This window comes from Cupriavidus sp. C2SS-8b (assembly GCF_057073745.1).
This window is the reverse complement of the sequence record NZ_CP172716.1, coordinates 2,085,885-2,111,467: the sequence shown is the minus strand read 5'-3', so window position 1 is coordinate 2,111,467 and position 25,583 is coordinate 2,085,885. Positions and strand designations below refer to the sequence as shown.

General features: G+C 64.8%; 31 protein-coding genes. 21 read left to right on the top strand and 10 right to left on the bottom strand.

Annotation, left to right across the window (positions count from 1 at the left end; all coding sequences use genetic code 11):
- Positions 1 to 41 precede the first annotated feature (41 nt).
- Entirely contained in the window at positions 42 to 1,187 is a 1,146-nt protein-coding gene (locus tag ACIGJB_RS09765) for a helix-turn-helix transcriptional regulator (protein WP_483729668.1), read from the bottom strand.
- A 178-nt stretch (positions 1,188 to 1,365) separates the two neighbouring features.
- Between ACIGJB_RS09765 and ACIGJB_RS09760 the strand changes: the two genes are divergently transcribed.
- Positions 1,366 to 1,728 (top strand): hypothetical protein, encoded by a 363-nt coding sequence (locus ACIGJB_RS09760; RefSeq protein ID WP_483729667.1) that lies wholly within the window; start codon positions 1,366 to 1,368, stop codon positions 1,726 to 1,728.
- Positions 1,729 to 1,922: 194 nt separating this feature from the next.
- On the top strand, positions 1,923 to 2,123 hold the full coding sequence (locus tag ACIGJB_RS09755; protein WP_483729666.1) for a hypothetical protein: 201 nt from the start codon (positions 1,923 to 1,925) through the stop codon (positions 2,121 to 2,123).
- 32 nt (positions 2,124 to 2,155) lie between these two features.
- On the opposite strand, the gene ACIGJB_RS09750 is transcribed toward ACIGJB_RS09755, so the two are convergent.
- Positions 2,156 to 2,527: a hypothetical protein gene (locus tag ACIGJB_RS09750; RefSeq protein ID WP_483729665.1), complete on the bottom strand. Its 372-nt coding sequence runs from the start codon at positions 2,525 to 2,527 to the stop codon at positions 2,156 to 2,158.
- Positions 2,528 to 2,708: 181 nt separating this feature from the next.
- Positions 2,709 to 2,933 carry a DUF2188 domain-containing protein gene (locus ACIGJB_RS09745; protein ID WP_483729664.1) on the bottom strand — a complete coding sequence of 75 codons (225 nt, stop codon included), beginning with the start codon at positions 2,931 to 2,933 and terminating at the stop codon, positions 2,709 to 2,711.
- Positions 2,934 to 3,132: 199 nt separating this feature from the next.
- On the opposite strand from ACIGJB_RS09745, the gene ACIGJB_RS09740 reads away from it, so the two are divergent.
- Positions 3,133 to 3,309, top strand: a complete 177-nt coding sequence (locus ACIGJB_RS09740; protein ID WP_483729663.1) for a hypothetical protein — start codon at positions 3,133 to 3,135, stop codon at positions 3,307 to 3,309.
- Positions 3,310 to 3,424: 115 nt separating this feature from the next.
- Positions 3,425 to 3,631 carry a hypothetical protein gene (locus tag ACIGJB_RS09735; RefSeq protein ID WP_483729662.1) on the top strand — a complete coding sequence of 69 codons (207 nt, stop codon included), beginning with the start codon at positions 3,425 to 3,427 and terminating at the stop codon, positions 3,629 to 3,631.
- 62 nt (positions 3,632 to 3,693) lie between these two features.
- On the opposite strand, the gene ACIGJB_RS09730 is transcribed toward ACIGJB_RS09735, so the two are convergent.
- Together ACIGJB_RS09730 and lexA are read right to left on the bottom strand one after the other, a co-directional pair.
- Complete coding sequence (locus ACIGJB_RS09730; protein ID WP_483729661.1) at positions 3,694 to 3,864, bottom strand: hypothetical protein; 171 nt, start codon at positions 3,862 to 3,864, stop codon at positions 3,694 to 3,696.
- A 105-nt stretch (positions 3,865 to 3,969) separates the two neighbouring features.
- Positions 3,970 to 4,626 (bottom strand): transcriptional repressor LexA, encoded by a 657-nt coding sequence (lexA, locus tag ACIGJB_RS09725; protein ID WP_483729660.1) that lies wholly within the window; start codon positions 4,624 to 4,626, stop codon positions 3,970 to 3,972.
- A gap of 195 nt (positions 4,627 to 4,821) precedes the next feature.
- Here lexA and ACIGJB_RS09720 point away from each other — a divergent pair, with 195 nt between their 5' ends.
- The 8 genes from ACIGJB_RS09720 (at position 4,822) to ACIGJB_RS09685 (ending at position 10,864) form a co-directional block, all read left to right on the top strand.
- Entirely contained in the window at positions 4,822 to 5,820 is a 999-nt protein-coding gene (locus ACIGJB_RS09720; RefSeq protein WP_483729659.1) for an asparaginase, read from the top strand.
- Between the two features lie 101 nt (positions 5,821 to 5,921).
- Complete coding sequence (rpsF, locus tag ACIGJB_RS09715) at positions 5,922 to 6,296, top strand: 30S ribosomal protein S6 (protein WP_483708373.1); 375 nt, start codon at positions 5,922 to 5,924, stop codon at positions 6,294 to 6,296.
- Positions 6,297 to 6,373: 77 nt separating this feature from the next.
- The gene (priB, locus tag ACIGJB_RS09710) at positions 6,374 to 6,673 is read left to right on the top strand and encodes a primosomal replication protein N (RefSeq protein WP_483729658.1); all 300 of its coding nucleotides are present in this window, start codon (positions 6,374 to 6,376) and stop codon (positions 6,671 to 6,673) included.
- A 3-nt stretch (positions 6,674 to 6,676) separates the two neighbouring features.
- Positions 6,677 to 6,955: a 30S ribosomal protein S18 gene (gene rpsR / locus ACIGJB_RS09705; protein WP_483708371.1), complete on the top strand. Its 279-nt coding sequence runs from the start codon at positions 6,677 to 6,679 to the stop codon at positions 6,953 to 6,955.
- A gap of 36 nt (positions 6,956 to 6,991) precedes the next feature.
- Positions 6,992 to 7,444 carry a 50S ribosomal protein L9 gene (gene rplI, locus ACIGJB_RS09700; RefSeq protein WP_483729657.1) on the top strand — a complete coding sequence of 151 codons (453 nt, stop codon included), beginning with the start codon at positions 6,992 to 6,994 and terminating at the stop codon, positions 7,442 to 7,444.
- A 201-nt stretch (positions 7,445 to 7,645) separates the two neighbouring features.
- On the top strand, positions 7,646 to 9,037 hold the full coding sequence (locus tag ACIGJB_RS09695; protein WP_483729656.1) for a replicative DNA helicase: 1,392 nt from the start codon (positions 7,646 to 7,648) through the stop codon (positions 9,035 to 9,037).
- A 181-nt stretch (positions 9,038 to 9,218) separates the two neighbouring features.
- A complete protein-coding gene (locus ACIGJB_RS09690) occupies positions 9,219 to 9,845 on the top strand; it encodes a DUF47 domain-containing protein (RefSeq protein WP_011298163.1) in 627 nt (208 codons plus the stop codon).
- A gap of 11 nt (positions 9,846 to 9,856) precedes the next feature.
- Entirely contained in the window at positions 9,857 to 10,864 is a 1,008-nt protein-coding gene (locus tag ACIGJB_RS09685) for an anion permease (protein WP_483708368.1), read from the top strand.
- Between the two features lie 69 nt (positions 10,865 to 10,933).
- Here ACIGJB_RS09685 and ACIGJB_RS09680 read toward each other — a convergent pair whose 3' ends face one another.
- From ACIGJB_RS09680 to ACIGJB_RS09660, 5 genes are all read right to left on the bottom strand, one after another.
- Positions 10,934 to 11,626, bottom strand: coding sequence for a C40 family peptidase (locus ACIGJB_RS09680; protein WP_483729655.1), 693 nt, complete (start codon positions 11,624 to 11,626; stop codon positions 10,934 to 10,936).
- A 40-nt stretch (positions 11,627 to 11,666) separates the two neighbouring features.
- On the bottom strand, positions 11,667 to 12,146 hold the full coding sequence (locus ACIGJB_RS09675; protein ID WP_483729654.1) for a hypothetical protein: 480 nt from the start codon (positions 12,144 to 12,146) through the stop codon (positions 11,667 to 11,669).
- A gap of 113 nt (positions 12,147 to 12,259) precedes the next feature.
- Positions 12,260 to 13,963, bottom strand: coding sequence for a PhoH family protein (locus ACIGJB_RS09670; protein ID WP_483729653.1), 1,704 nt, complete (start codon positions 13,961 to 13,963; stop codon positions 12,260 to 12,262).
- Between the two features lie 389 nt (positions 13,964 to 14,352).
- Positions 14,353 to 14,820, bottom strand: coding sequence for a peroxiredoxin (locus tag ACIGJB_RS09665; protein WP_483729652.1), 468 nt, complete (start codon positions 14,818 to 14,820; stop codon positions 14,353 to 14,355).
- Between the two features lie 161 nt (positions 14,821 to 14,981).
- On the bottom strand, positions 14,982 to 15,365 hold the full coding sequence (locus tag ACIGJB_RS09660) for an Mth938-like domain-containing protein (RefSeq protein WP_483729651.1): 384 nt from the start codon (positions 15,363 to 15,365) through the stop codon (positions 14,982 to 14,984).
- Positions 15,366 to 15,639: 274 nt separating this feature from the next.
- On the opposite strand from ACIGJB_RS09660, the gene ACIGJB_RS09655 reads away from it, so the two are divergent.
- From ACIGJB_RS09655 to ACIGJB_RS09615, 9 genes are all read left to right on the top strand, one after another.
- Positions 15,640 to 16,923, top strand: coding sequence for a pyridoxal phosphate-dependent aminotransferase (locus tag ACIGJB_RS09655; protein WP_483708362.1), 1,284 nt, complete (start codon positions 15,640 to 15,642; stop codon positions 16,921 to 16,923).
- Between the two features lie 49 nt (positions 16,924 to 16,972).
- Positions 16,973 to 18,283 carry a homoserine dehydrogenase gene (locus ACIGJB_RS09650; RefSeq protein ID WP_483729650.1) on the top strand — a complete coding sequence of 437 codons (1,311 nt, stop codon included), beginning with the start codon at positions 16,973 to 16,975 and terminating at the stop codon, positions 18,281 to 18,283.
- A gap of 21 nt (positions 18,284 to 18,304) precedes the next feature.
- The gene (thrC, locus tag ACIGJB_RS09645) at positions 18,305 to 19,753 is read left to right on the top strand and encodes a threonine synthase (RefSeq protein WP_483729649.1); all 1,449 of its coding nucleotides are present in this window, start codon (positions 18,305 to 18,307) and stop codon (positions 19,751 to 19,753) included.
- A 179-nt stretch (positions 19,754 to 19,932) separates the two neighbouring features.
- Complete coding sequence (locus ACIGJB_RS09640) at positions 19,933 to 21,174, top strand: molybdopterin molybdotransferase MoeA (RefSeq protein WP_483729648.1); 1,242 nt, start codon at positions 19,933 to 19,935, stop codon at positions 21,172 to 21,174.
- A 30-nt stretch (positions 21,175 to 21,204) separates the two neighbouring features.
- Positions 21,205 to 21,462 carry a molybdopterin converting factor subunit 1 gene (gene moaD, locus ACIGJB_RS09635; protein WP_483729647.1) on the top strand — a complete coding sequence of 86 codons (258 nt, stop codon included), beginning with the start codon at positions 21,205 to 21,207 and terminating at the stop codon, positions 21,460 to 21,462.
- A 1-nt stretch (position 21,463) separates the two neighbouring features.
- Positions 21,464 to 21,964: a molybdopterin synthase catalytic subunit MoaE gene (gene moaE, locus ACIGJB_RS09630; RefSeq protein WP_483729646.1), complete on the top strand. Its 501-nt coding sequence runs from the start codon at positions 21,464 to 21,466 to the stop codon at positions 21,962 to 21,964.
- Entirely contained in the window at positions 21,964 to 22,344 is a 381-nt protein-coding gene (gene crcB / locus ACIGJB_RS09625; protein ID WP_483729645.1) for a fluoride efflux transporter CrcB, read from the top strand. The genes moaE and crcB overlap by 1 nt, the downstream gene beginning before the upstream one ends.
- A 200-nt stretch (positions 22,345 to 22,544) precedes the next feature.
- On the top strand, positions 22,545 to 23,165 hold the full coding sequence (locus ACIGJB_RS09620; RefSeq protein WP_483729644.1) for a TetR/AcrR family transcriptional regulator: 621 nt from the start codon (positions 22,545 to 22,547) through the stop codon (positions 23,163 to 23,165).
- A gap of 261 nt (positions 23,166 to 23,426) precedes the next feature.
- Complete coding sequence (locus ACIGJB_RS09615; protein WP_483729643.1) at positions 23,427 to 25,550, top strand: D-(-)-3-hydroxybutyrate oligomer hydrolase; 2,124 nt, start codon at positions 23,427 to 23,429, stop codon at positions 25,548 to 25,550.
- Positions 25,551 to 25,583 lie beyond the last annotated feature (33 nt).

Below are 25,583 nucleotides of genomic sequence, written 5' to 3'. Positions count from 1 at the left end.
ATCAACGCCTCCAATCCTCGCGGGCGCGCCCGCGCATGTCGCTAGCGTCGAACCGGCGGTGTGGAGCGATGCAGCAGATTCAGAAGATCGGACTGCCTTGTCGTGCCGGTCTTCAAAAAGATGTGCTGAAGATGGGTGCGAACGGTCGGCTCGCTGATGCCTAGCATCTCCGCCGACTCCATGCCTCCTAGCCCTTGTGAAAGCGCCAGCAACACGCGCAGTTCGCCACCGGTCAATCCGTGCAGCCGCGCAAAGGCCTCGCCCGGCATGAGCGGGACCTGGGTGGGGTCTTGCATAAACACGGCGACCGATGCGGCGAACGGCGCCAGGATGCCGCTGCGCTCGCCGTTCTCAATCGGCAGCAGGGTGGCGACGTAGCCGCGTCCTGTTCCAGCGCCATCGGGAATCGCCACCGAATGCTCCTTCCACGATGAAGCGTTGTCCGCGCGCGTCGCGGCATCGATGTGCTTCGCAAGTGCCGCGCGAGCCGTGGGTTCGACCGCCGATAGCCGGTTGTGGGCCAGGCAGATCGAATGGCCGGCCTTCACCTGCCGCTCGGCTGCGGCATTCATATAAACCACGTGCCCATCGCGCGCCGTCAGGAAGACGCCTGCTGAAAGTCCGTCAAGCGTCCTTTCGAGCATCTCCGATCGAAGTGCCCGGATGTCGAGTGCATCGGAGATCGCCAGTGCCCGGCAGACATGAGGAGACAGCAGCCTGAACAGCTGCGCCTCGGGCTGCTGGTAGTGCGGCTTCTTGTTGCTGCGGGAAGCGTGCAGCGAGGCCATGCGTCCGCCCGTGCGAAGGGCCGGAAACCAGATGATGTCGGTGAGCCCGTACGGCTCCAGGACTTCGCGGTAGAAACGGCTTTCAAGCAGTTGCCGGGGCTCCCTGGCCAGCGAATTGACGTCCCCGACATTCGAGACGATGTCCGCCGCTGCCATCGGGCTTTGCGCGAACTCACTGCCAAGCTTCTCCAGGAATTCGGGCTGGTAGCCGAATACGAACAACTGGTCGTTGCGCACCTGCTTGAGGTCATGCACGCAGATGCCGCCGCCCGTGCTTGCGCACAAGTCCGCCACCGATCGGCAGGCACCGGGCCAGCGCTCCGGGTCGAGCGCGCAGTCGTAGATGGCGCCGATTACGTCGGAGAGTTGCTGGGCCGTCACGCCCTCCAGGCCGTTCATGGCGAGCTCCCATTCTTGTTATGGGTCCTGTCCGTCATCGCTTCCGATGACGCGGCGCTGGAAAGGATTTTATACCCTTACGAGCAACACGAATCCCTCTAAAGCAAAGGGTGCCAAGATGCTCCACCGCGTCAATCGAATGCTTGCCACGCCTGCCCGGCGAACATCTATCGGCTATGTGATCGCGCTGATCTACTGCATCCTGGCAGCGTTGATCTGGAACGCGCCGGTGGGGCGCGTGCAGACCACCATGGCTCCGTGGGCGACCGATTCAACGATCGCCTGGCTTTACTTCATGACCAACGCGGCGCGCATCTTTACTTATGTGCCGCAACTGATGGCGGTGTGGCGCAGCACCGACGGCGCGCGCGATATCTCGCTGTTGACATGGGGCTCCTGGGTCGTGGCCAACGCCACCGCAGTGGCCTACGGTGTCATCGTCATCCACGACCTGTTTTTCACGCTGATCGCCTTGCTCAACCTGGTGTGCTGCGCGGCGGTAACCGTGGTGTGCATGCAGCGTCGCAGAGGGCAGCGATAGCGGACAAGCGCATGCATCGGCCCTCGATGTCGTGAGGGGCAATGGCCAACCGGGTTGCGCTCGCATGGAGGGTTCCATGATCGCGTGTGCGCGGCTGTAGGAAAGCGCCTCGCCGCCGCAGAACACCCGTCCTACATCCTCCTGAAGGTCCTCTGCATATGCTGGAGATGACGAGGGTCGGACAGGAGCGTCTCATGAAAGTCATTCTTGTGCTGCTTACCGCCATCACGGCGTTGCTCAGCGGCTGCGTTGTGGCCCCTGACCGGGATGAGCACCGGGACGGCGGCTACTACAGCGACGGCCGATACCACGATCATGATCGCGATCGCGGCGACCGGGATGATCATCGGAACTACGGGGACAGGGATCGATGGCAGAACGGGCCGAGGTACTAACGGTGCAGCGTGGCGGTTGACGATCGGACGGCCTAGCGACCGCGGGCGGGCAGCGCCTTGATGGTCATCGTGCCGTCCTTCTGGACATCCGCGCGGGCAAGTGCATCGAGCGAAATCGTCCTGGTAGGCTGTCTGGGCACTACGATCACCGCATCCCCGTGGAGGTTTTTCACCCAGCACCCGGTGTCCCACGCGCCGTGGTAGGCCGCATAAAAGCGCATTTGATTGGCGCCGGCCAAGGGCAGGTCGCACTTCTTGTGCAGGTACAGCACCGTGGGAAATGGCGTTCGAACCGTTTCCCCGACCCTCATGTCGTCAAACGGATAGACATAGGCGTCTTCGGCGCGCGCGGCTGTGGCTGTGGCGGCAGCCAGTGCCGCGATCATCCATATCAGCATCTTCATGGCGATCACCAAGGACTGACGAAGGCGGAAATACAACCCCGCGCCCAGCCAGAGAGCTATCTGGCAAAAATTGTACGTCGCCTTGCAGCGAAAAACCCGGCGACACGCGCTGGGTTATGTACGGTAGCCGCTATATCGAGGCGTTGTCCCTGGCGTCCGGCTTCGCGGACCGGCCCAGCCATCACCCTTTGATGTTGGGCGTCTCCTGGCCAAACGAATTCCTTTCATGGATCTGCCCATCACGGCCGTGAATCAGCAGCTCAACCTTCGTCCTTTTCGCCTTTTCCGTGCCGGTGGCGATGGCGTGCTGCTGGCAGGTGAAGCGCTGCTCGTTTCCCGACCCGCCTTCGAGCTGGACAGCCCAGCCATTATAGGTAGGCACGACGTGGATATTCTTGTTGGCCATGGCTGTCTCCTGGAGTCCGTGGAGATAGTGTCGGCCTGGAAACTCCGCGCCGGTATCAGTCGCTGTCCGACAAGGTGATCGGACGCGGATGGGGTTATCCCGACTGTCCCAAATCGCAAAGCGGATGTCACCTGGGGTCAAATGGTTTCCCCCCGGTTTTCCATACTGGCGTGGTCACGAACTCGCTCCCCTCAACATCATGCTTGCCCTGGCTATCTGGCTGCTTTGCTCTTTCGGGATTGGCCTGCTGGCCCATATTCTGGGTCGCTCCGTTGCGGTGTGGCTGGCCTTTTCGATGATCTTCACACCGTCCCTCGGGCTGATCGCGATGGCTATCCTGGGCAAGAAGGCCACGGCACAGCAGCTGCCGGCCTGAAGCGTGCGGCTCCCGGCTCGGCGCGGCCCTGTTCCGCCGCCGGCGCGCGGGAAGCGGCAGGCTTCGGATGGTCAGGATCTTCATGCTACGATGCCCCGGACACCGGGAGGCCGCCATGGAATATCGATACAAGAGCCGGGAAATCTCGATTCAGCCGATCAAGGCGCCCGACGGACAATGGGACTGGTCGTTTGTCATCCGTGGACACGGACATCGACATAACGCCGGCGCGCTCGCGGCAACGGAAGACAGCGCCATCGAGGCGGCCTACGCAGCTGCGAAGCACGAGATCGACCACATCTCCGGCGACGCCAACGACTAGCCGCCGTCAGCGCGGCATTACCGCTGCATTTCACTCGGGCCGGCTCCGGCCAGCGGCAAGCCTCAGGCCAGGAGTTTGGTCGGCTCGGCCAGTTCCAGCATCCGGCAGATCGCCGCCATGCTGCCAACCATGGTACGGCGCTGCGCGCCCTGATAGATGCGAACCCCCTTCGCTTGCCGGAACGGCACGGGCTTGACCGGCTGGCGGGCGGCGATGTGGTTGGTTTGCGGCATGGCTACACCTCTCGATTGGCAAAAGCGGGGTCAACACCCGTCGGGCGGGCGGCGTCGGCACTGCAAGGAGGAGGGCGGCGGCCAGCGCGCGGCTGGCCGCGCTGGTCAGAAGCCCGAGGAGCGGATCAGCCCGACGGCAATGCCTTCAAGCGAGAACTCTTCGCGTCCCGGCCCGACCATGATGTTCGGGAAGTCCGGGTTTTCCGCGATCAGCTCGATGCCGCCGTCACGGCGCTGCAGGCGCTTGACGGTGACGTCGTCGCCCAGGCGGGCCACGACGATCTTGCCGTTGGGCGCCTCGCTGGCCTTGCGCACGGCCAGCAGGTCGCCGTCGAGGATGCCGGCGTCACGCATGCTGAGGCCGCGCACGCGCAGCAGGTAGTCGGGGCGTTCGTCGAAGACCGAGGCATCGACCTGGTACTGCCGGTCGATATGCTCGGCGGCCAGGATCGGGCTGCCGGCGGCCACGCGGCCCACCAGCGGCAGCGTCAGCTGCATGACCCCGGACATCGGCAAGGAAAACTGGTCGGGGGTTTCCGAATCGCTGCGCGCGACCTTCAGGCGAATGCCGCGCGACGCGCCCGGCGTCAGTTCGATCACGCCCTTGCGCGCCAGTGCACGCAGATGTTCTTCCGCGGCATTGGGCGACGAGAAGCCAAACTCCGCGGCGATCTCGGCACGTGTGGGCGGGAAACCCGTGCCGCGGATCGTATTGCGGATCAGGTCGAAGATTTGCTGCTGCCGGGGTGTCAGGGTCGCCATGGAAGCGTTCCGAAAAGTGCCCCGGTGTTATGTGCCTGCCAGCCGGGTAAGCACTGTATGTTTAAACAGTATGCTGTGATTTTATACAGTATTCGCGCAAGCGCAAGCAGAATCTCAGAAGCGTCTGCTCGACATCCGGTTTGCCCGCATGCCGCGGGTACAATCGCCGGACTTCCGCTTCCTGCATCCCTAACCATGTCCCAGCTTCCCCGCATCGTGGTCCTGGCCACTGGCGGCACCATTGCCGGCGCCTCGACCAATCCGGCCAGCAGCGCGCGCTACCAGGCCGCGACGGTGCCCGTGTCAACGTTGCTGGCGGCCGTGCCGGCGTTGCAGTCGGTGGCCCGGATTGAAGCCGAGCAGGTGGCGCAGATCGATAGCAAGGACATGGTGTTTTCGCTTTGGCCGACGCTGGCCGCGCGTATTCAGCATTGGTCGGCCGAGGCGGACGTGGCCGGCATCGTCATTACGCATGGCACGGACACGCTTGAAGAGACGGCGATGTTCCTGCACCTGACACAGGCCTGTCCGGTGCCGGTGGTTCTGACCGCCGCAATGCGGCCGTCGACGTCGCTGTCGGCGGACGGTCCGCTCAATCTGCTCGATGCGGTGCGCGTCGCCGGGCATGCGGCTGCGCGCGGCAAGGGGGTGCTGGTAGTGCTGAACCAGCAGATCCATGCGGCGCGCGACGTGACCAAGGCGCATACCTCGGCGGTGGATGCCTTTGCGTCGCCGCAGGGCGGTCCGCTGGGTTTCGTGCAGGACGAGTTGGTGCGGCTGGCGCGCACGCCGGCGCAGTCCGTTGCGGCGGTCTTTCCGGTGCCGGCCCGGTGGCCCGAGGTCGAGATCGTCGCAAGCTATACGCAGCCGGGGCGCATTGCGGTGGACGCCATGGTGGCTGCCGGCGTACGCGGTCTGGTCGTGGCGGCGGCGGGCAACGGTTCGGTGCATGAGACGCTGATCGCGGCGCTCAGGGATGCCGCCGCGGCCGGTGTTGCCGTGGTGCGGAGCTCGCGAACCGGGGCCGGTCATGTGTCGATTCCGCCAGTTACGGACCCGGATGCCGGCGTGTTTGTCTCCGCCGCGGACCTGAACCCCTATAAGGCAAGGGTGCTGTTGCTGGTGGCGCTTGCGCAGGAACCGGGGCTGGCGGCGGCGCCGGACCGGCTCCAGGCGCTGTTTGCATCGGTGTGATAGCGGTTGCGTGATTGTCAATAGCCGGGCTATACTCTAAGGCTATTCAACCTTGCCGCACCGGACGTGACGCCCGGGTGGCTTATCCAAAAGGAGCGTCAATGCGTCATTACGAAATCGTATTCATCGTCCACCCGGACCAGAGCGAGCAAGTGCCGGCCATGATCGAGCGTTACAAGTCGCTCGTGACGTCGCAAGGCGGCCAGATCCACCGCGTGGAAGACTGGGGCCGTCGCCAGATGGCTTACATGATCCAGAAGCTGGCAAAGGCACACTACGTTTGCGTCAACATCGAGTGCGGCAAGGACACCCTGGTCGAGCTGGAACACGCCTTCAAGTTCAATGACGCCGTGCTGCGCCATCTGATCGTGCAGACCAAGAAGGCCGAAACCGCTCCTTCGCCGATGATGAAGGAAGTGCAGCGCGAAGAAGCCCGCAAGGCCGCGCAAACGACCACCGAAGGCCAGGCTGCCTGAATGCTGGCTGCGGTGCCTGTCGTGGCTGGCAAGCCTGATCACGACAGCATGGGCAACACACTGCAAGGGGCGACGCGTTGAACCAGCTTCGGCTAGCCGCCACCCTGGCGGAACGCGATGCCCTCAGGTACACCCCGGCCGGCGTGCCCGTCGTGAACTGCATCTTGCAGTACAGCGGCGCGGCGATCGAGGCGGATACGCCGAGGCAGGTCGAGTTTGCCATTGCAGCGATGGGGATCGGGCCAGTTGGCCAGCGTCTGGAGCGGTTGCCGCTCGGCACGCTGCTCGATTGCGAAGGATTCCTGACCCGCAAGCACCGCAACAGCAAGGCCCTCGTCTTTCACATCACTGGATGTAAAGCATTCGTAAAGGATTGAATCGTGGCATTCATCAAACGTAACGACAAGAACAAGAAGCGCTTCCAGCAACAGAACCCGCTGTTCAAGCGCAAGCGCTTCTGCCGCTTCACCGTGGCTGGCGTGGAACAGATCGACTACAAGGATCTGGACACACTGAAGGACTTCATCGGCGACAACGGCAAGATCACGCCGGCTCGCCTGACCGGTACCAAGGCTCACTATCAGCGTCAGCTGGATACGGCCATCAAGCGCGCGCGTTTCCTGGCGCTGATGCCGTACACCGACCTGCACAAGAACTGATAGTCCAGGCCATAGGTCCGTAAAGGAGAGAACACGATGCAAATTATTCTGCTGGAAAAAGTGATCAACCTGGGCAACCTGGGTGACATCGTCAAGGTGAAGGATGGTTACGCCCGTAACTTCCTGATCCCGAGCAAGAAGGCCCGTCGCGCCACGCAAACCGCGATCCAGGAATTCGAAGTGAAGCGCGCCGAGCTGGAAAAGGCCGCCGCCGAGAAGCTGGCCGCCGCGCAAGCCGAAGGCGAGAAGCTGAACGGCCAGACTGTCAACATCTCGCAGAAGTCGGGTGTGGATGGCCGTCTGTTTGGTTCCGTGACCAACGCCGACATCGCTGTGGCCCTCGGCAACCAAGGCTTCAAGCTGGAGAAGGCCCAGGTTCGTCTGCCGAACGGCCCGCTGAAGACCGTTGGCGAGCACCCGGTCAGCGTTGCCCTGCACACCGACGTGGTGGTCGACGTGACCGTCGCTGTGGTTGGCGAGCAAGTCTAAGCAAGACCTTGCGTGCCGGTTCGTCCGGCACCATGCAAGCGAAAAGGCAGGAGCCACGCTCCTGCCTTTTTCTTTTTCCGCGGCATGCGTTGCATGGCGGCCCATCGTGCTGCACACCCACTGCTGTCAAGGCCCGATGTCAAATTGTTGCCGCTCAAATGCCCGCCGGGCAGCGTCCGACCGCCGGTATAATCCCACCCCATGAACGCGCCCGTCGCCGATCCCCAACTTGAAAGTCTCAAGGTACCGCCGCATTCGATCGAGGCCGAGCAATCGGTGCTCGGTGGCCTGCTGCTGGACAATTCCGCCTGGGACCGCATTGCCGATTTCATTTCCGAAGCGGACTTCTACCGCTTTGATCACCGGCTGATCTTCCAGAACATCGCGAAGCTGATCTCGGCGACCAAGCCCGCCGACGTCATCACCGTCTTCGAAATGCTGCAGGTGGCCGGCAAGGCCGAGGAAGTGGGCGGCCTGGCCTACCTGAACTCCCTTGCCCAGAATACGCCCAGCGCCGCCAATATCCGCCGCTACGCGGAGATCGTGCGCGAGCGCGCGGTGCTGCGCAAGCTGGTGACCGTGGCGGACGATATCGCGTCGTCGGCGTTCGCGCCGCAGGGGCGTGAAGTCCGCGAGCTGCTGGATGCGGCCGAATCCAAGGTCTTCGCCATCGCCGAAGAGGGATCGCGCGGGCAGAAGGGCTTCCAGGAAATCCAGCCGCTGCTGACGCAGGTGGTGGAACGTATCGACGAGCTGTACCACCGCGATTCGACCACCGACGTCACCGGCGTGCCGACCGGTTTCATCGATCTCGACAAGATGACCAGCGGCATGCAGGCCGGTGACCTGATCATCGTGGCGGGTCGTCCGTCGATGGGTAAGACGGCATTCTCGCTGAACATCGGCGAACACGTGGCCGTGGAGCAGGGGCTGCCGGTCGCGGTGTTCTCGATGGAAATGGCGGGCACCCAGCTGGCCATGCGTATGCTGGGTTCGGTCGGCCGCCTGGACCAGCACCGGCTGCGTACCGGCCGGCTGCTGGACGAAGACTGGCCGCGCCTGACCCATGCCATCCAGCGCATGAACGACGCCCAGCTCTTCATCGACGAGACCCCGGCGCTGAACCCGATGGAGTTGCGTGCGCGCTCGCGCCGGCTGGCGCGCCAATGCGGGCAGCTCGGCCTGATCATCATCGACTACCTGCAGCTGATGTCCGGCTCCGGTGGCGGCGAAAACCGGGCGACCGAAATTTCCGAAATCTCGCGTTCGCTCAAGGGCCTGGCCAAGGAGCTGAACTGCCCGGTGATCGCGCTGTCGCAGCTGAACCGAAGCCTGGAGCAGCGTCCGAACAAGCGCCCGGTGATGTCCGACCTGCGTGAGTCGGGCGCTATCGAACAGGATGCAGACGTGATCCTGTTCATTTACCGCGATGAAGTCTATAACCAGGACTCCCAGGACAAGGGCACGGCCGAAATCATTATCGGCAAGCAGCGTAACGGCCCGATCGGCACGGTGCGCCTGACCTTCCTGGGGCAGTTCACAAAGTTCGACAACTTCAGCGGCGGCCCGGCCTTCTTCGACAACGACAACTGAAGTCAAGCCTGCCGGCAATCGAGCGTCTCGTTTGCGACATATCGGCAGGCATTGCTGCAACAACCCTGTAAAATATTGCGCTTTGATGACAGTGGCCGGAAACGCCGCTGTCGCGCGATGCATTGCGCAACCTCCAGCAACAAACCAAGCGGCGTTACTGCGCTGCGACAAGGAACATTCCATGTTCGGCCGATTCATGCCCACAGAGGGCAAGTTCTTCGAATACTTCAACCAGCATGCGGACTGCGCGGTGACCGCCGCCCACGAACTGCAGACCCTGGTCAATGACTTGCCCAATGCCGAGGCGCATGCCCGCCGGGTCCAGGCGACCGAAAAGAAAGCCGACCGGATCACGCACGACACCATCGACCTGCTGCACAAGACCTTCATCACGCCGCTGGACCGCGACGAGATCCACAAGCTCATCACGACCATGGACGACATCCTGGACCTGATGGAAGACGTGGCCGAAACCATCTCGCTGTACGACGTGACCAGCCTGACCGACGAGGCGCTGCGCCTGGCGGCTATCTGCGTGCAATGCTGCGACCAGGTCAAGATCGCGGTGGGCCTGCTCGAGGACATGGGCAATGCCAGCACCATCCTGAAGACGGCGCAGCAGATCGACCAGCTCGAATCGGAAGCCGACCGCGTGATGCGCTCGGCCATGTCCAAGCTGTTCCGCGACGAGACCGACGTCAAGCGCCTGATCAAGCTGAAGGCCATCTACGAGCAGCTCGAAACGATTACCGACAAGTGCGAGGACGTGGCCAACATCATTGAAGGCATCGTCCTGGAAAACGCCTGAGCGGAATCGGCATGCATACCATTCAAATGAGCCTGTGGGTGATCGGCCTGCTGGTGGCGCTCGCGCTGCTGTTCGACTTCATGAACGGCTTCCACGACGCGGCGAACTCGATCGCCACGGTGGTCTCCACGGGCGTGCTCAAGCCGCACCATGCGGTGGCGATGGCAGCGATGTGCAACGTCGTCGCGATCTTCATCTTCCACCTGAAGGTGGCAGCCACCGTGGGTACCGGCACCGTAGACGTCAACATCGTTGACCACTACGTGATATTCGGTGCGCTGGTCGGGGCCATCGCCTGGAATGCGATCACGTGGTACTACGGCATTCCGTCGTCGTCCTCGCACGCGCTGATCGGCGGCCTGGTCGGCGCAGCGGTGGCCAAGGCGGGCACCGGCGCGCTGGTGGGCAACGGCCTGCTGAAAACGGTGGTGTTCATCGTGGTCTCGCCGCTGCTGGGCCTGATCCTGGGTTCGCTAATGATGGTGATCGTGGGCTGGACGTTCTTCCGCACGCCACCGTCGCGCGTGGACCGCTGGTTCCGCCGGCTGCAGCTGGCATCGGCCTCGCTCTACAGCCTGGGCCACGGTGGCAATGATGCGCAGAAGACCATCGGCATCATCTGGATGCTGCTGATCGCGAGCGGCCATGTCGCTGCTGGCGGGGAGCCTCCGATCTGGGTCATCGTGAGCTGCTATGTGGCCATCGGCATGGGTACGCTGTTCGGCGGCTGGCGCATTGTGCGGACCATGGGCCAGAAGATCACCAAGCTGAAGCCTGTCGGCGGCTTCTGTGCCGAGACCGGTGGCGCTATTACGCTGTTCATCGCGTCGGCGCTAGGCGTGCCGGTGTCGACCACGCACACTATCACTGGTGCCATCGTTGGCGTGGGCTCGGCGCGGAAGATGTCGGCGGTGCGCTGGGGCGTGGCCGGCAATATCGTCTGGGCGTGGGTGCTGACGATTCCCGCTTCCGCGTTCATGTCCGCGATTGCGTGGTGGATCGGCCGCCATATCCTGTAAGACACGACAGATCCTCCGTGAACGACAAAGAGCCAGGCAAATGCCTGGCTCTTTGTCGTTCACGGCGTCCTATTTGTTGGCGAAGGCGGCGATCGGATCATCGTCAACCGGAGGCGCGGGATCGGGTGGTAGCGCTGGCGTCGCCGGCGTCGGTACGGGAGCCGGTACCGGGCTTGCAGCCGGGGCCGGCAGCGGCTGGTTGACCGCCGCCACCACGCGTCGCGCACCGTTGTACCGGGATGCCCAGTAAGACCTGCCCATGTCCTCAAGGCGCACGGTGCCGCCGGTGGACGGCGCGTGCACGAAGCGGTTCTGGCCGACGTAGATGCCGACATGGGAGTTGGCGCGGCCCGTGGTATTGAAGAAGACCAGGTCGCCCGATGCGACCTCGCTGCGGTCCAGTGCCGAACCGCGCGTACCCATGGCTTCGGTGGTGCGCGGCAGGTTGACGTTGGCGGCCCGCCCGACTACATACCGCACCAGGCCACTGCAATCGAAGCCGCTGTCAGGCGTATTGCCGCCGTAGCGGTACGGCGTGCCGACCAGCGACATGGCCTGGATGGAGATTTCTTCGAGCCCGGCGCTCGGGTCGATCATCGGCTTGCCCGGCGCGCGGGGCAGGTTGGCATGGCGGGACGGCGAGCCGGCGCAGGCCGCCAGCAGCAGGGCGGCGGCACAAACCAGCGGCAGCCGTGCCGCGGCGGGAACCGCGGGCAGGCGTAGCCGGATGGCGCAAAGGGCAAGGGATCGGCGCGAAGGCATCCTGTCTGGTCGGTCGCCAGCCCCGACCCGGATCTTTTCGCTACCAGCGCAACTGAGCGTCGCGGCTTCCGGTGCCGATCCTGATGGTCTTGGTCTGGCCCTTGTAACTGGCCTCGATATTGTAGCTGCCTTCTGGCGCACGTATGAGGCAGCGCGGGCCGGCGGCACGGAAGGCCGCGACCTCCTGCTCGTCGCGCAACAGCCGCACGGCGACGTCCGAGAGGAACTCCCCGTTGCTGCCCTGCGTGAACAGGATGCCCATGTTGAAGTTCTTTTCCAGGCCGGCCAGCGCCGCGCGTTCGTCTTCGGCAACGCCGCCGCAGACATAGCTCACCGGGCCCATGGTGCGGATCACCATCGGGTCGGCCGCGCGCGCGGGCCGCCAGGCGGCGGTCAGCGCCATGCCCGCCGCGGTCAGTGCGACCAGCGCCAGCATGCGCTTGCGGTCCCATCGGGGACACGCGGCGCGCGCTTGTTGCGTGGTGGGGCGATGCTGGCCTGGCGATTGCTGATGACTCATCGACGCCTCCTGTCGAGCGATCTCATCGCGAACAAAAAAAAGCGCCCGCGGCACGGGCCGGGGCGCGGATTCTAGCCGCCGGCCTCGCCGCGGGGGCAGCCCGGCGGCACGCCTTACAGTACGTCGCCGGCGTGGTCGGCCAGGCGCGAGCGCTCGCCGCGCGCCAGGGTGATATGGCCGCTGTGGCTCCAGCCCTTGAAGCGGTCCACCACGTAGGTCAGGCCCGACGAACCTTCGGTCAGGTACGGCGTATCGATCTGCGCGATATTGCCCAGGCAGATGATCTTGGTACCCGGGCCCGCGCGCGTGACCAGCGTCTTCATCTGCTTCGGCGTCAAATTCTGCGCCTCGTCGATGATGACGAACTTGTTGACGAAGGTGCGGCCGCGCATGAAGTTCATGCTCTTGACCTTGATGCGCGAGCGGATCAGCTCCTGCGTTGCCGCGCGGCCCCATTCGCCCGCGCTGTCATCGCTCTTCTGCAGGACTTCGAGATTGTCGTCGAACGCACCCATCCACGGCTGCATCTTCTCTTCCTCGGTACCGGGCAGGAAGCCGATGTCCTCGCCGACCGGCACGGTCGCGCGGGTGACGATGATCTCGTTGTACAGCTTTTGGTCCAGCACCTGCTCCAGTCCCGCCGCCAGCGCCAGCAGCGTCTTGCCGGTACCGGCCTGGCCGAGCAGCGTGACGAAGTCGATGTCCGGGTTCATCAGCAGGTTGAGCGCGAAGTTCTGTTCGCGGTTTCGGGCGGTCACGCTCCACACGTTGTTCTTGTTGTGCGTGTAGTCCTTGAGCGTCTGCAGCAGCGCGGTCTTGCCGTTGATCTCCTTGACCTGCGCGTAGAGCGGCAGGCTGCCATCCACGGGTTCGAGATAGACGAACTGGTTGACCAGGAAAGACGGCACCAGCGGACCGGTCAGGCGATAGAACATCGCGCCGGTCTTCGGGTCCTGCCAGCTCTCGACGCCCTTGCCGTGCTTGGCCCAGAAGTCGCCGGGCAGTTGCATCACGCCGGCGTAGAGCAGGTCCTTGTCTTCGAGGACCTGGTCGTTGTAGTAGTCCTCGGCAGGCAGGCCCAGCGCACGCGCCTTGATGCGCATGTTGATGTCTTTCGACACCAGCACGACCTGGCGCTCGGGGTACTGCTGCTGCAACGCGCTGACCACGCCCAGGATCTGGTTGTCGGCCTTGCCCTGCGGCAGGCCTTCGGGCAGCTTGATATCGTTGAGCCGGGTCTGGAAGAACAGCTTGCCCTGCGCGTCGCGGTTGCCGAGCTTGGCCAGCGGCAAGCCCTCGTCAAGCACGCCGCCGGTGTCGCTGACCAGCGAATCGAGGGTGCGGCTGACCGTGCGCGCGTTGCGCGCGACTTCGCTCATGCCCTTCTTGTGGTTGTCCAGTTCCTCGAGCGTCATCATGGGCAGATAGACGTCGTGCTCTTCGAAGCGGAACAGCGAGCTCGGGTCGTGCATCAGCACGTTGGTGTCGAGCACGAACAGCTTGCTCGGGCCTTCTGACTTGCGTGCGCGCCGCGTCGGGCCGGCCGCGGGTTTGACCAGGCTGACCGGGGCCGTGGCGACCGGCGTTTCCGGCAAGGTTGGCGTGGGGGTCGAGCGGGCGCGGGTACCGGCGGCAGCGCGCGCCTTGACGGCAGGCGCGCCGGTTTCACCGGTTTCCAGCAATGCCACGCGCTCGAGTGCCGGCACAGGTTTCTTCTCCTGTGCGACGGCTTTGGCCTTGGGCACCGCGGAGACCGGAGCAAACTCGCTCGGATCCAGCAATTGGGCAGGCTTGGCGGGCATGGTGGGCAGCGGCATGCTTGGCTTTCCTTTCAGGGGGACAAGATGGGGGCGGAACTATCCGTGCGGCATTTCGCAAGGAAAATGCCAGCAGCCACCGGAGCATGCACGCGCGAGGCACCCGGGGCATCGGATAAACAAAAAAGCCGCCATCCCTGCAATACAGGTTTGGCGGCTTGCATGCGGACCTGCGACACGGCAGATCCGCCACCGGCCTGCGGCGCGAACCGCCTGGGCCAGGAAGTCGAATCAGCGTGGCATCCGGAATCTGAACTCATTACGAGCCAATGTATCCGAAGGTTTTGGGTTTGGCAATTGCCACTCACGCGGAGAAAGTGCGGTGTCGCGGCGATGCCAAACGGGCCCGTCTCGCCACCTCGTTGGACGGTGGCCATGCGCATGGCGTGTCAGAGGCCGCGAACGATCTCAAGCACCTCGTCGACATGGTTGGGCACCTTGATGCCGCGCAGCTCGTGGCGCAGGATGCCCTTGCTGTCGACGATAAAAGTACTGCGTTCGACGCCGCGGTGCTCCTTGCCATAGAGCTTTTTCATTTTCATGACATCGAAAAGATTGCACACCGCCTCGTCCGGGTCCGAAATCAGTTCGAACGGCAACTCGAGCTTCGCCTTGAAATTCTCGTGCGAGCGCAGGCTGTCGCGCGAGATGCCGAATACGGCCACGCCGGCCTTGACGAAGTCGTCGTGCTGGTCGCGGAAGTTCATGGCCTCGGTGGTGCAGCCGGGGGTGTTGTCCTTCGGGTAGAAGTACAGCACCACGGTCTTGCCGCGATGTTCGGAGAGACGGAAGGTGCCGCCGTCGCCGGTGACCGGCGCGCTGAAGTCGGGTACGGCCTTGTTGAGACTGACTGTCATTGTTATGGCTCCAGGGGAGGGGCAGTATCGGAGAGGCTGCGAGGGTGCGGACGAGGGCCGCGCGGGTAGCGCGCCTGCGTCACGAGGGGAGCAGATTGGGGCGCGCGCCCGGACTTCAAGCGTGGCGCCTTCTCAACTTTTCCAGTCCGGCCAACGACGGCTCAGCTGCCTGCGGCTTCGAGCAGCAGCACGGCGGCCACCTTGCGGCCTTCGGCCATCAGGATATTGTAGGTGCGGCATGCGGCCTGCATGTCCATGGCATCCACCCCGACATGCTTGCGGGCCAGGGAGGCCGTCAGCCGCGGGTGCGGGAAGCGCAGGCGCGAACCCGTTCCCAGCAGCACGACCTCCGGCTCCAGTGCCGCCAGCGCCTCGAAGTGAGCGGGTTCGAGGTCTTCGAAGCGGCCCACCGGCCACGGACGGATCTCGCCTTCCGGAAGCACCAGGATGGAATGCGTGTGACGTATCAGGTTGATTTCAATGTAGTCCGGCCCATAGGCGGTGACGGTATTGAGCGCCTGCGGCTGGTCGGCGTGAAGTTTCAATTGGGGGCCCCCGGAGGCTGTCTGGCCGGCGCGGTGGCGTTCCGCCCGGGGCGGATAGCCGGCAGCGCGGGCAGGCAGCGGGTTGACGGCAGTGATGCAGGCGCCGGCGGCGGCGGGTTTCGCCTGGGGCCGCGGCACGCTGCAATGCAAGAATTGCTGCCGAAGTCTGTCATAATCCGATAAATTATAGCTTTTGCCTCCGTGTCTGCCATGTTCACGGCACGACAGCATTGCACCGCAACGGACGGCGCACCCAAACTCCATCCGGATTCCCATGTTCGCTGCCGCCGACGCGGCAGTTTTCGCCTCCGCCGACATCGCCGTGAAACCCATCCAGAAATCCAACAAACTCAATAACGTTTGCTACGACATCCGCGGCCCGGTGCTGGAAAAGGCCAAGCAGATGGAGGAAGAGGGGCACAAGATCATCAAGCTGAATATCGGCAACCTGGCCGTATTCGGTTTCGATGCGCCGGAGGAAATCCAGCAGGACATGATGCGCAACCTGCCGAATTCGGCGGGATACTCGGATTCGAAGGGCATTTTCGCCGCGCGCAAGGCGATCATGCACTACACCCAGCAGAAGAATATCCAGGGCGTCGGCCTGGAAGACATCTACGTGGGCAACGGCGCCTCCGAACTGATCGTGATGGCGGTCAACGCGCTGCTCAACAGCGGCGACGAAGTCCTGGTGCCGGCACCGGACTACCCGCTGTGGACCGCCGCGGTGAGCCTGTCTGGCGGCACGCCGGTCCACTATATCTGCGACGAGTCCAACGAGTGGATGCCGGACCCGGACGATATCCGCGCCCGCATCACGCCCCACACCAAGGGCATCGTCATCATCAACCCGAACAACCCGACCGGCGCGCTGTACTCGGACGAACTGCTGCTGGAGATCGTCGCGATCGCGCGCGAGCATGGGCTGATCATCTTCGCCGACGAGATCTACGACAAGGTCCTGTACGACGGCAACGTCCATACCTCGATCGCCTCGCTGTCGACCGACGTGCTGACGGTGACGTTCAACGGCCTGTCCAAGAACTACCGCTCGTGCGGCTACCGCGCCGGCTGGATGGTGGTGTCGGGCGACAAGCGCCCGGCGCTGGACTATATCGAAGGCCTGAACATGCTGTCCTCGATGCGCCTGTGCGCCAACGTGCCGGGGCAGTGGGCCATCCAGACCGCGCTGGGCGGCTACCAGAGCATCAACGACCTGGTCGCCGAAGGCGGCCGCCTGCGCCGCCAGCGCGACCTGGCGTACGAGCTGATCACGGCGATTCCGGGCGTCACCTGCGTCAAGCCCAAGGCCGCGCTGTACCTGTTCCCGAAGCTGGACCTGTCGATGTACCCGGTGCAGGACGACCAGGAGTTCATCTATGAACTGCTGCAGGAGTCCAAGGTGCTGCTGGTGCAGGGCTCCGGCTTCAACTGGGACAAGCCGGACCATTTCCGGATCGTATTCCTGCCGCACGAGGAAGACCTGCGCGAGGCGATCAACCGCATCGCGCGCTTCCTGGAGGCGTACCGAAAACGCCACGGCAAGGTGGCTGCCTGAACGGGCGGCCGCTGCATCTCATCCTTAGCAACCTAGAGTCAGATTGTCCATGAATCCCATCAAAGTTGGCCTGCTCGGCATCGGTACCGTCGGTAGCGGCACGTTCAACGTGCTCAAGCGCAACCAGGAAGAAATTCGCCGCCGCGCCGGCCGCGGCATCGAGATCGCCCTGGTGGCAGATCTCAACACCGAGCGCGCACGCGAGCTGACCAACGGCGAAGTCGAGATCGTCAACGACGCCAACGTGGTGGTGACCCGCCCGGACATCGACATCGTGGTGGAGCTGATCGGCGGCTATGGCATCGCGCGCGAGCTGGTGCTCAAGGCCATCGAGAACGGCAAGCACGTGGTCACTGCCAACAAGGCGCTGCTGGCGGTGCACGGCAACGAGATCTTCGAAGCCGCGCGCCGCAAGGGCGTGATCGTCGCGTTCGAAGCCGCGGTCGCCGGCGGCATCCCGATCATCAAGGCGCTGCGCGAAGGCCTGACCGCCAACCGCATCCAGTGGATCGCCGGCATCATCAACGGCACCACCAACTTCATCCTGTCCGAGATGCGCGACAAGGGCCTGGACTTCGACACGGTCCTGAAGGAAGCGCAGCAGCTCGGCTATGCGGAGGCCGACCCGACCTTCGACATCGAAGGCGTCGACGCCGCGCACAAGGTCACGCTGATGAGCGCGATCGCCTTCGGCATGCCGGTGCAGTTCGACAAGGCCCACGTGGAAGGCATCACCAAGCTGGCCGCGACCGACATCAAGTACGCCGAGGAACTGGGCTACCGCATCAAGCTGCTGGGCATCACGCGCCGCCGCGACGACGGCGTGGAGCTGCGCGTGCATCCGACGCTGGTGCCGGCCTCGCGCCTGATCGCCAACGTGGAAGGCGCGATGAATGCCGTGCTGGTGCAGGGCGACGCCGTGGGCGCCACGCTGTACTACGGCAAGGGCGCAGGCGCGGAGCCGACCGCTTCGGCCGTGATCGCCGACCTGGTCGACGTGACCCGCCTGCATACCGCCGACCCGAACCACCGCGTGCCGCACCTGGCGTTCCAGCCGGACGAGCTGTCGAACGTGCCGGTGCTGCCGATCGAGGAAATCAACAGCGCCTACTACCTGCGCATGCGCGTGGCGGACGAGACCGGCGTGCTGGCCGAGATCACGCGCATCCTGGCCGAGGCGGGCATCTCTATCGACGCGATGTTGCAGAAGGAATCGCGCGAGGGCGAGCCGCAGACCGACATCATCATTCTGACGCACGTGACCCGCGAGAAGCAGGTCAATACCGCCATCGCGAAGATCGAGTCGCTGCCGACCGTGCTGTCGGCGGTCACGCGCCTGCGCATGGAAGAACTGAACTGAGCGGCAGGATATTCCGGACCCATGAGATACCAGTCGACCCGCGGCCATGAAGTGCCGCAAACGTTCTCCGAAATCCTGCTGGGCGGCCTGGCGCCGGACGGCGGCCTGTACCTGCCGGTGCAGTATCCGCAGGTCACCGCCGACGAGCTGGAAGCCTGGCGCAAGCTCTCGTATGCCGACCTGGCCTTCGAGATCCTGAGCAAGTTCTGCGATGACATCCCGGCCGAGGATCTGCGCGCGCTGACGCGCAAGACCTACACCGCCGAGGTCTACCGCAACGCCCGCGCCGGCGACAACACCGCCGACATCACGCCGCTGCGCACGCTCGGCGAAGAAGGCGGCACCAAGCTGCAACTGCTGGGCCTGTCCAACGGCCCGACGCTGGCCTTCAAGGACATGGCCATGCAGCTGCTGGGCAATATGTTCGAGTACGCGCTGGGCCGCGCCGGGCTGGAGCTGAACATCCTCGGCGCTACCTCGGGCGACACCGGCAGCGCCGCCGAGTACGCGATGCGCGGCAAGCGCGGCATCCGCGTGTTCATGCTGAGCCCGCACCGCAAGATGAGCGCGTTCCAGACCGCGCAGATGTTCAGCCTGCAGGACCCGAACATCTTCAACCTGGCGGTGGAAGGCGTGTTCGACGACTGCCAGGATATCGTCAAGGCGGTCTCGAACGATCTCGACTACAAGGCGCGCCAGCGCATCGGCACGGTCAACTCGATCAACTGGGCGCGTGTAGTGGCTCAGGTGGTGTACTACTTCAAGGGCTGGCTGCTCGCGACCTCGGGCCCGGGCCAGAAGGTGTCGTTCTGCGTGCCGTCGGGCAACTTCGGCAACGTCTGCGCCGGCCATATCGCGCGCATGATGGGACTGCCGATCGACAAGCTGGTGGTGGCCACCAACGAGAACGACGTGCTCGACGAGTTCTTCCGCACCGGCGCCTACCGCGTGCGCAAGTCGGCCGAGACCTACCATACGTCCAGCCCGAGCATGGATATCTCGAAGGCATCGAACTTCGAGCGCTTCATCTTCGACCTGCTCGGCCAGGACGCCGGCAAGCTGAACGCGCTGTTCCGCGACGTGGAAGAGAAGGGCGGCTTCGACCTGTCGGGTACGCCGGAATTCGAGCGCATCCGCGGCGAGTTCGGCTTTGCCTCGGGCCGCAGCACGCACGACGACCGCGTGGCGACCATCCGCGACCTGTCGGCGCGCTATGGCATCACGATCGATACCCACACCGCCGACGGCATCAAGGTGGCGCGCGAGCATCTCAGCGCCGGCGTGCCGATGGTGGTGCTGGAAACCGCGCTGCCGGCCAAGTTCGCGGACACCATCCGCGAGGCCCTGGGCCATGAGCCGGAGCGTCCTGCTGCCTTCGAAGGCATCGAGAAGCTGCCGCAGCGCTTCGAGGTGATGGCCAACGACGTCGGCCAGATCAAGGCCTTCATCGCCGGTCACACCGGCCTGTAAGCGCGGGCGCCTCCGGGTGGCTGCGGCGCCGCCGCATGCCTTGGCGGCGCCAACTCGCTACAATCAGGCTAGCCGTGGCCCAGACCCGGCCCCCGGATTGCCCGCACCCGTCGATGGACGCTGTGCGGCGCAATGCGCGGGCCGTTTTTCATGGGCGCTCCGAACCCACACATCCCATCATGACCCAAGCTGCAGCGTCTTCCCGCCCCCCGATGCTGACCATGGCCCAGGCGCTCGACGCTCTGCTGGCCGCCGCCCGTCCGCTGGCTCAGGTCGAAACCGTCGACACCCTGGCCGCCAACGGCCGCGTGCTGGCTGCTCCGGTCACCAGTTCCCTGCAGGTGCCCCCCGCCGACAACACGTCGATGGACGGCTACGTGATGCGCGCCGCCGATGTGCCGGCCGCGGGCACGCGCCTGCCGGTGTCGCAGCGCATTCCGGCCGGCCATGTCGGCACCGAACTGGCGCCCGGCACCGCCGCGCGCATCTTCACCGGCGGGCTGATCCCGCCCGGCGCCGATGCCGTGGTGATGCAGGAGCAGTGCGTGGCGGATGGCAACGACGTGATCGTCAACCACGTGCCGCAATCGGGCGAATGGATCCGCAGGGCCGGCGAGGATATCGAGGCCGGCAGCGTGATCCTGCCTGCGGGCACGCGGCTTACGCCGCAGGCGCTGGGCCTGGCCGCCTCGGTGGGCCAGGCGCGGCTGGACGTGGTGCGGCGCGTGCGCGTCGGGGTGTTCTTCACGGGCGATGAGCTGGCCATGCCGGGCGAGCCGCTCAAGCCCGGGGCCATCTACAACTCGAACCGCTTCACGCTGCGTGGCCTGCTGGAAAACCTGGGCTGTGAAGTCAGCGACCTGGGCATCGTGCCGGACACGCTGGCCGCTACCCGCGAGACGCTGCGCAAGGCCGCGCAGGGCCATGACCTGATCATTACGTCGGGCGGCGTCTCGGTCGGCGACGAAGACCACATCAAGCCCGCGGTGGAAGCCGAAGGGCGCCTCGACATGTGGCAGATCGCCATCAAGCCGGGCAAGCCGCTGGCGTTCGGGCAGGTCAGCAACGACGGCAGCGATCCGGCGTTTTTCCTCGGCCTGCCGGGCAACCCGGTATCGAGCTTCGTCACCTTCCTGCTATTTGTGCGGCCGTTTATCCTGCGCCTGCAGGGCGTGGCCGACGTGACGCCGCGGCGCCTGCCGCTGCGCGCGGACTTCGAGTTGAAGAAGGGCGACCGCCGCAACGAGTTCCTGCGTGCGCGCATCAATGCCAATGGCGGCCTGGACCTGTTCCCGAACCAAAGCTCGGGCGTGCTGACCTCCACGGTGTGGGGCGACGGCCTGATCGACAACCCGCCCGACCGGGCGATCGCGCACGGCGATACCGTGCAGTTCATTCCGTTCGACGGCTTGCTGGCATAGCCGGCACTGCGGACGGTGCAAGAAGTCGCGATGAACATCGAACTACGTTTTTTTGCCAGTGTGCGTGAACAACTCGGCGTGGCCGAGGAGCGCGCGGAAATCCCGGGCGACGTGCGCACGGTGGGCGAGTTGCGCCAGTGGCTGCGCACGCGCGGCGGGGCCTGGGCCGAGACCCTGGCCGAAGGCCGCGCATTGCGCATGGCCGTCGACCACGCCGTGGCCAGAGCCGATACGGCCATTGCCGACGGCTGCGAAGTGGCCTTTTTCCCGCCGGTAACCGGAGGCTGATATGAGCGTCAGGGTACAGCGTGAAGATTTCGATCTCGGCGCGGAAGTCGCGGCGCTGCGGGCCGGCCGGCCCGGCGTTGGGGCGGTGGCGAGTTTCATCGGCACCGTGCGCGATGTGAGCGAGGGCAGCGCGGTCAGCGCGATGGAGCTCGAGCACTATCCGGGCATGACCGAGAAGGCGTTGGCGCAGATCGAGGCCGCCGCCTGCGCGCGTTGGGAACTGCTGGGCGTGACCATCATCCACCGCGTCGGGCCGCTGCTGCCGCTCGACCAGATCGTGATGGTGGCCGTGGCCTCCGCGCACCGCGGCAACGCATTCGCGGCTTGCGAATTCATCATGGACTACCTCAAGTCCGAAGCACCGTTCTGGAAAAAGGAAGAAACGCCGGAAGGCGCGCGCTGGGTCGATGCCCGCGTGACCGACGAGGCGGCCCTGAAGCGTTGGGGGATACCGTCCATCAACGCCAGCGGCGCGGAGGCCGGCAGCGACGGCGGCAACTGATGGGCCCGCTGGGGTTCGTGGCGGTCGGCATTGGCGCGGCGATCGGCGCATGGCTGCGCTGGGGGTTCTCGGTCATCTGGAACGCCCTCAATCCCGCCTTGCCCTACGGCACCCTGGCCGCGAACCTGCTCGGCGGCTACCTGATCGGCGTGGCCGTCGGCTTCTTTGATTCCCATCCCGGGCTGCCGCCCGAATGGCGCCTTCTGGCCATTACGGGCTTCCTTGGCGGCCTGACCACGTTTTCCACGTTTTCCAGCGAGGCGCTGGCCAACCTGATGTCCGGCGACTACGGCTGGGCGCTGCTGCATGTGGTCACCCATCTGGGTGGCTCGCTGCTACTGGCCGGGCTGGGTTTGTGGACTTACCGCTTGCTGGCCTGACCGCAGGCGGACGCGGCAAGGGTGCCGCATGGTACGGGAAAGCCATGCATTGACATCGGCCGCTGGCCGTCTATACGATGAAACATGAATCAGCCCTCATGTTTCGCGGTGCCGCACGGGGCAGGAGGCCGGACGGCGGGCAGGTCGCGGGACGCTGGTATCACACACAGAGGGCGCCCGAGCGCCACAGTGGAGACACGATGTCCCAGACCGAATCCGGCAGGACTGACTCCGGCATCTGCCCGCCCAAGACCGCGCGCGGGCAAAAGACCCGCGAAGCCCTGCTGCGTGCCGCCGAAAAGGTGTTCGGCGAGAAGGGCTACTACGTTGCATCGATTTCCGAGATCACGCAGGAAGCCAAGGTCGCCATGGGTACCTTCTACCTGTACTTCAAGGACAAGGAAGACATCTTCCGCGCGCTGGTCCACCACATGCTCGAGTTGTTGCGCGCCCACCTGCGCAACCACGTGGCACCGGCCACCAGCCAGCTGGACGCCGAACGGCTCGGCCTGAAGGCATTCCTCTCCTTTGTTTCCCGACACAAGAATCTCTACCGGATCGTGCTCGACTCGTATTCGGTGGACGAGACCATCTATAGCGGCTACTTCCAGGTCTTTGCGGACCTGTACAGCCGGCGCCTGACCCGCGCGGCCGAGCAGGGCGAGGTGTGCCCCGGCGATGCCGAGGTGCGCGCCTGGTGCCTGATCGGCATCAGCAATTTCCTTGGCATGCGCTACGCACTGTGGAAGCGGCCGGCCTCGATGGACAAGGTGGTCGATGCCGCCTTCGACATGATCACGCACGGCTTGCAGGCGCGGTGAAGGCCGTCTTACCGTGGTCTTCCGCACAGTCTGCACAGTGCCGTCGGCCATATTCGCTACCATGACCGATGTGTTGCTGGCAGCGGATGCTTTGACTCGGGATGCAGCCGCGCCCTGAACCACGCGCGCCGACCGGCAAGGTCGAACAACACAAGCTGCGCGCACGCTTCCCGGACCCGGGCAGGCGGCGGGTGGCCCGGCAGTTTGCAGTTCGGAAGTCTTCTCGGCATGAGCGGATAGTCAGCAAACCAGGAGGGTCCCATGCAGCATGACAATTTTCATCGCCGCGGCAAGATGGCGTTTGCTGCGGTCGCGGCATTGCTGGCCACGGCCTGTGGCGGCAGCGACAGCAACGACGGCAACACCAATCCCAATATCAAGCCGGCCAATATCGGCACGGTGACGATCAAGGCTTATGACGGCGTCACAGACGACCTGCTGACCGCCGGTCTTGGCAAGGACGGGCTGGCCAGCGCCACGGCGCCGGTGCCGGCCAATCCGAACACGCCGACCGCGGCCGAGTTGCGCCGCTACGCGATCTACACCAACTACCGTGCGATCGTGGACACCACCGCCGGCGGGGGCTTCGGTACGTTCTACGGGCCCAACGTCGATGCGCAGGGCAATGTCACGACCGGGCAGGGCAGGATCGCCGGGGTCGAATACCTGGCCTTCTCCGACGACGGCAGCGGACAGGAGAACGTGACGATGCTGGTGCAGATCCCGAACACGTTCAATCTGAGCAAGCCTTGCATGATTACCGCGACTTCGTCGGGCTCGCGCGGCGTGTATGGCGCGATTTCCGTGGGCGAGTGGGGCCTGAAGCGCGGCTGCGCGGTGGCCTACACCGACAAGGGCACCGGCGCCGCGCCGCACGACCTGGACACCGACACCGTGCCGCAGATCGACGGCACGCGCGCCACGCGCAGCGCCGCCGGCAGCAACGCCCAGTTTGCAGCGCGGCCGGGCATCCTGTCATTGGCGGATTTCACGACGCAGGCGCCGCATCGCCAGGCGTTCAAGCACGCCCATTCGCAGCGCAACCCGGAAAAGGACTGGGGCAAGTTCACCTTGCAGGCGATCGATTTCGGCATCTGGGCGATCAATGACCGCTTCGGGCGGGTGGCCGGGAACGGCGTGCGCCAGCGCACCCTGAGCAAGAACGCGATCCTGGTGATCGCCTCCAGCGTCTCTAACGGTGGCGGGGCGGCGATCGCGGCAGCCGAGCAGGACACCACCGGCATGATCGACGGCGTGGCCGTGGCCGAGCCCAACCTGAACCTGCCGCCGAACGCCAACATCCTGGTCAAGCGTGGCGGCAAGCAGGTCAATGCATCGGGGCGACTGCTGTACGACTACATCACCACGGCCAACCTGCTGCAGCTCTGCGCGTCGCAGGCGACCTCGCTGGTGAACGCGCCTGCTTTTGCCACCAACCAGTTCTACATCTCGCGGTGCCAGTCGCTGGTCGACAACAACTTGATTTCAGGCACCACGGTCAGCGACCAGGCGGCAAGCGCGCTGCAGACTCTGCATGATTCTGGCTGGGAGCCGGAATCGGATGCGCTGCATCCGTCGCTGTCCCTCTTCGACACGGCGGCCTCGATTGCCGTGACCTATGCCAATTCGTACGCCAGGGCCAGCGTGACGGACCGGCTGTGCGGCTACAGCTTCGCCGCCACGCTGGCGGACTTCAAGCCGGCGGCGATTGCGCCTGCGGTGCTGGCGTCGATGTTTTCGACCGGCAACGGCGTGCCGCCGACCAGTACGGTGCAGCTGATCAATGACCGCGACCCGCAGCATGGCCCGTTCCTGAATGGCCAGTCGGTGTCGGCCTCGAGCAACCGTGCCGATGCCAACTTCGACGGCGCCAAGTGCCTGCGAGACCTGCTGACCGGTACCGGTTCCCAGGCGCTCGCGCTGCAGTCCGGCCTGTCCGAAATTCAGCGCTCGGGCAACCTGCGCGGCAAGCCGGCGCTCATCGTGCACGGACGCAGCGATGGCTTGTTGCCCGTCAATCACACGTCGCGGCCGTATCTTGGCTTCAACCGGCAGCAGGAAGGCGCGGCCAGCAAGCTCTCGTATATCGAGGTCGAGAACGCCCAGCATTTCGACGCCTTCATCGGCGCCGTGTCGGGGTACAGCAACCGGTACGTACCGCTGCACCTGTACCTGAACCGCGCGCTGGATGCGGTCTATGACAACCTCACGACCGGCAAGGCGCTGCCACCGTCGCAGGTAGTGCGCACGATTCCCCGCGGCGGCGCAACCAATACCACCACCGCGCCAACGCTGCTGCCGGCCAACGTGCCGCCGATCTCGCCAAGTCCGGATGCCGGCAACCAGATCGCCGCCAGTACCGGATCCGTACTGGTTCCGGATTAATCCGTCATCCGGATGGGCTCGCCGATGGATCGG

Excerpts from the sequence above, each read along its gene's own strand:
- crcB (WP_483729645.1), top strand. The coding sequence starts at position 21,964 with ATGGGCCCGCTGGGGTTCGTGGCGGTCGGCATTGGCGCGGCGATCGGC.
- ACIGJB_RS09675 (WP_483729654.1), bottom strand. The coding sequence starts at position 12,146 with ATGAGTCATCAGCAATCGCCAGGCCAGCATCGCCCCACCACGCAACAA.
- ACIGJB_RS09655 (WP_483708362.1), top strand. The coding sequence starts at position 15,640 with ATGTTCGCTGCCGCCGACGCGGCAGTTTTCGCCTCCGCCGACATCGCC.
- ACIGJB_RS09650 (WP_483729650.1), top strand. The coding sequence starts at position 16,973 with ATGAATCCCATCAAAGTTGGCCTGCTCGGCATCGGTACCGTCGGTAGC.
- ACIGJB_RS09720 (WP_483729659.1), top strand. The coding sequence starts at position 4,822 with ATGTCCCAGCTTCCCCGCATCGTGGTCCTGGCCACTGGCGGCACCATT.
- ACIGJB_RS09680 (WP_483729655.1), bottom strand. The coding sequence starts at position 11,626 with ATGCCTTCGCGCCGATCCCTTGCCCTTTGCGCCATCCGGCTACGCCTG.
- thrC (WP_483729649.1), top strand. The coding sequence starts at position 18,305 with ATGAGATACCAGTCGACCCGCGGCCATGAAGTGCCGCAAACGTTCTCC.
- ACIGJB_RS09765 (WP_483729668.1), bottom strand. The coding sequence starts at position 1,187 with ATGAACGGCCTGGAGGGCGTGACGGCCCAGCAACTCTCCGACGTAATC.
- rpsF (WP_483708373.1), top strand. The coding sequence starts at position 5,922 with ATGCGTCATTACGAAATCGTATTCATCGTCCACCCGGACCAGAGCGAG.
- ACIGJB_RS09745 (WP_483729664.1), bottom strand. The coding sequence starts at position 2,933 with ATGGCCAACAAGAATATCCACGTCGTGCCTACCTATAATGGCTGGGCT.
- ACIGJB_RS09620 (WP_483729644.1), top strand. The coding sequence starts at position 22,545 with ATGTCCCAGACCGAATCCGGCAGGACTGACTCCGGCATCTGCCCGCCC.
- ACIGJB_RS09695 (WP_483729656.1), top strand. The coding sequence starts at position 7,646 with ATGAACGCGCCCGTCGCCGATCCCCAACTTGAAAGTCTCAAGGTACCG.
- ACIGJB_RS09690 (WP_011298163.1), top strand. The coding sequence starts at position 9,219 with ATGTTCGGCCGATTCATGCCCACAGAGGGCAAGTTCTTCGAATACTTC.
- ACIGJB_RS09685 (WP_483708368.1), top strand. The coding sequence starts at position 9,857 with ATGCATACCATTCAAATGAGCCTGTGGGTGATCGGCCTGCTGGTGGCG.
- ACIGJB_RS09750 (WP_483729665.1), bottom strand. The coding sequence starts at position 2,527 with ATGAAGATGCTGATATGGATGATCGCGGCACTGGCTGCCGCCACAGCC.
- ACIGJB_RS09740 (WP_483729663.1), top strand. The coding sequence starts at position 3,133 with ATGCTTGCCCTGGCTATCTGGCTGCTTTGCTCTTTCGGGATTGGCCTG.
- ACIGJB_RS09665 (WP_483729652.1), bottom strand. The coding sequence starts at position 14,820 with ATGACAGTCAGTCTCAACAAGGCCGTACCCGACTTCAGCGCGCCGGTC.
- moaD (WP_483729647.1), top strand. The coding sequence starts at position 21,205 with ATGAACATCGAACTACGTTTTTTTGCCAGTGTGCGTGAACAACTCGGC.
- ACIGJB_RS09730 (WP_483729661.1), bottom strand. The coding sequence starts at position 3,864 with ATGCCGCAAACCAACCACATCGCCGCCCGCCAGCCGGTCAAGCCCGTG.
- ACIGJB_RS09640 (WP_483729648.1), top strand. The coding sequence starts at position 19,933 with ATGACCCAAGCTGCAGCGTCTTCCCGCCCCCCGATGCTGACCATGGCC.
- moaE (WP_483729646.1), top strand. The coding sequence starts at position 21,464 with ATGAGCGTCAGGGTACAGCGTGAAGATTTCGATCTCGGCGCGGAAGTC.
- ACIGJB_RS09735 (WP_483729662.1), top strand. The coding sequence starts at position 3,425 with ATGGAATATCGATACAAGAGCCGGGAAATCTCGATTCAGCCGATCAAG.
- ACIGJB_RS09755 (WP_483729666.1), top strand. The coding sequence starts at position 1,923 with ATGAAAGTCATTCTTGTGCTGCTTACCGCCATCACGGCGTTGCTCAGC.
- ACIGJB_RS09615 (WP_483729643.1), top strand. The coding sequence starts at position 23,427 with ATGCAGCATGACAATTTTCATCGCCGCGGCAAGATGGCGTTTGCTGCG.
- lexA (WP_483729660.1), bottom strand. The coding sequence starts at position 4,626 with ATGGCGACCCTGACACCCCGGCAGCAGCAAATCTTCGACCTGATCCGC.
- ACIGJB_RS09670 (WP_483729653.1), bottom strand. The coding sequence starts at position 13,963 with ATGCCGCTGCCCACCATGCCCGCCAAGCCTGCCCAATTGCTGGATCCG.
- rplI (WP_483729657.1), top strand. The coding sequence starts at position 6,992 with ATGCAAATTATTCTGCTGGAAAAAGTGATCAACCTGGGCAACCTGGGT.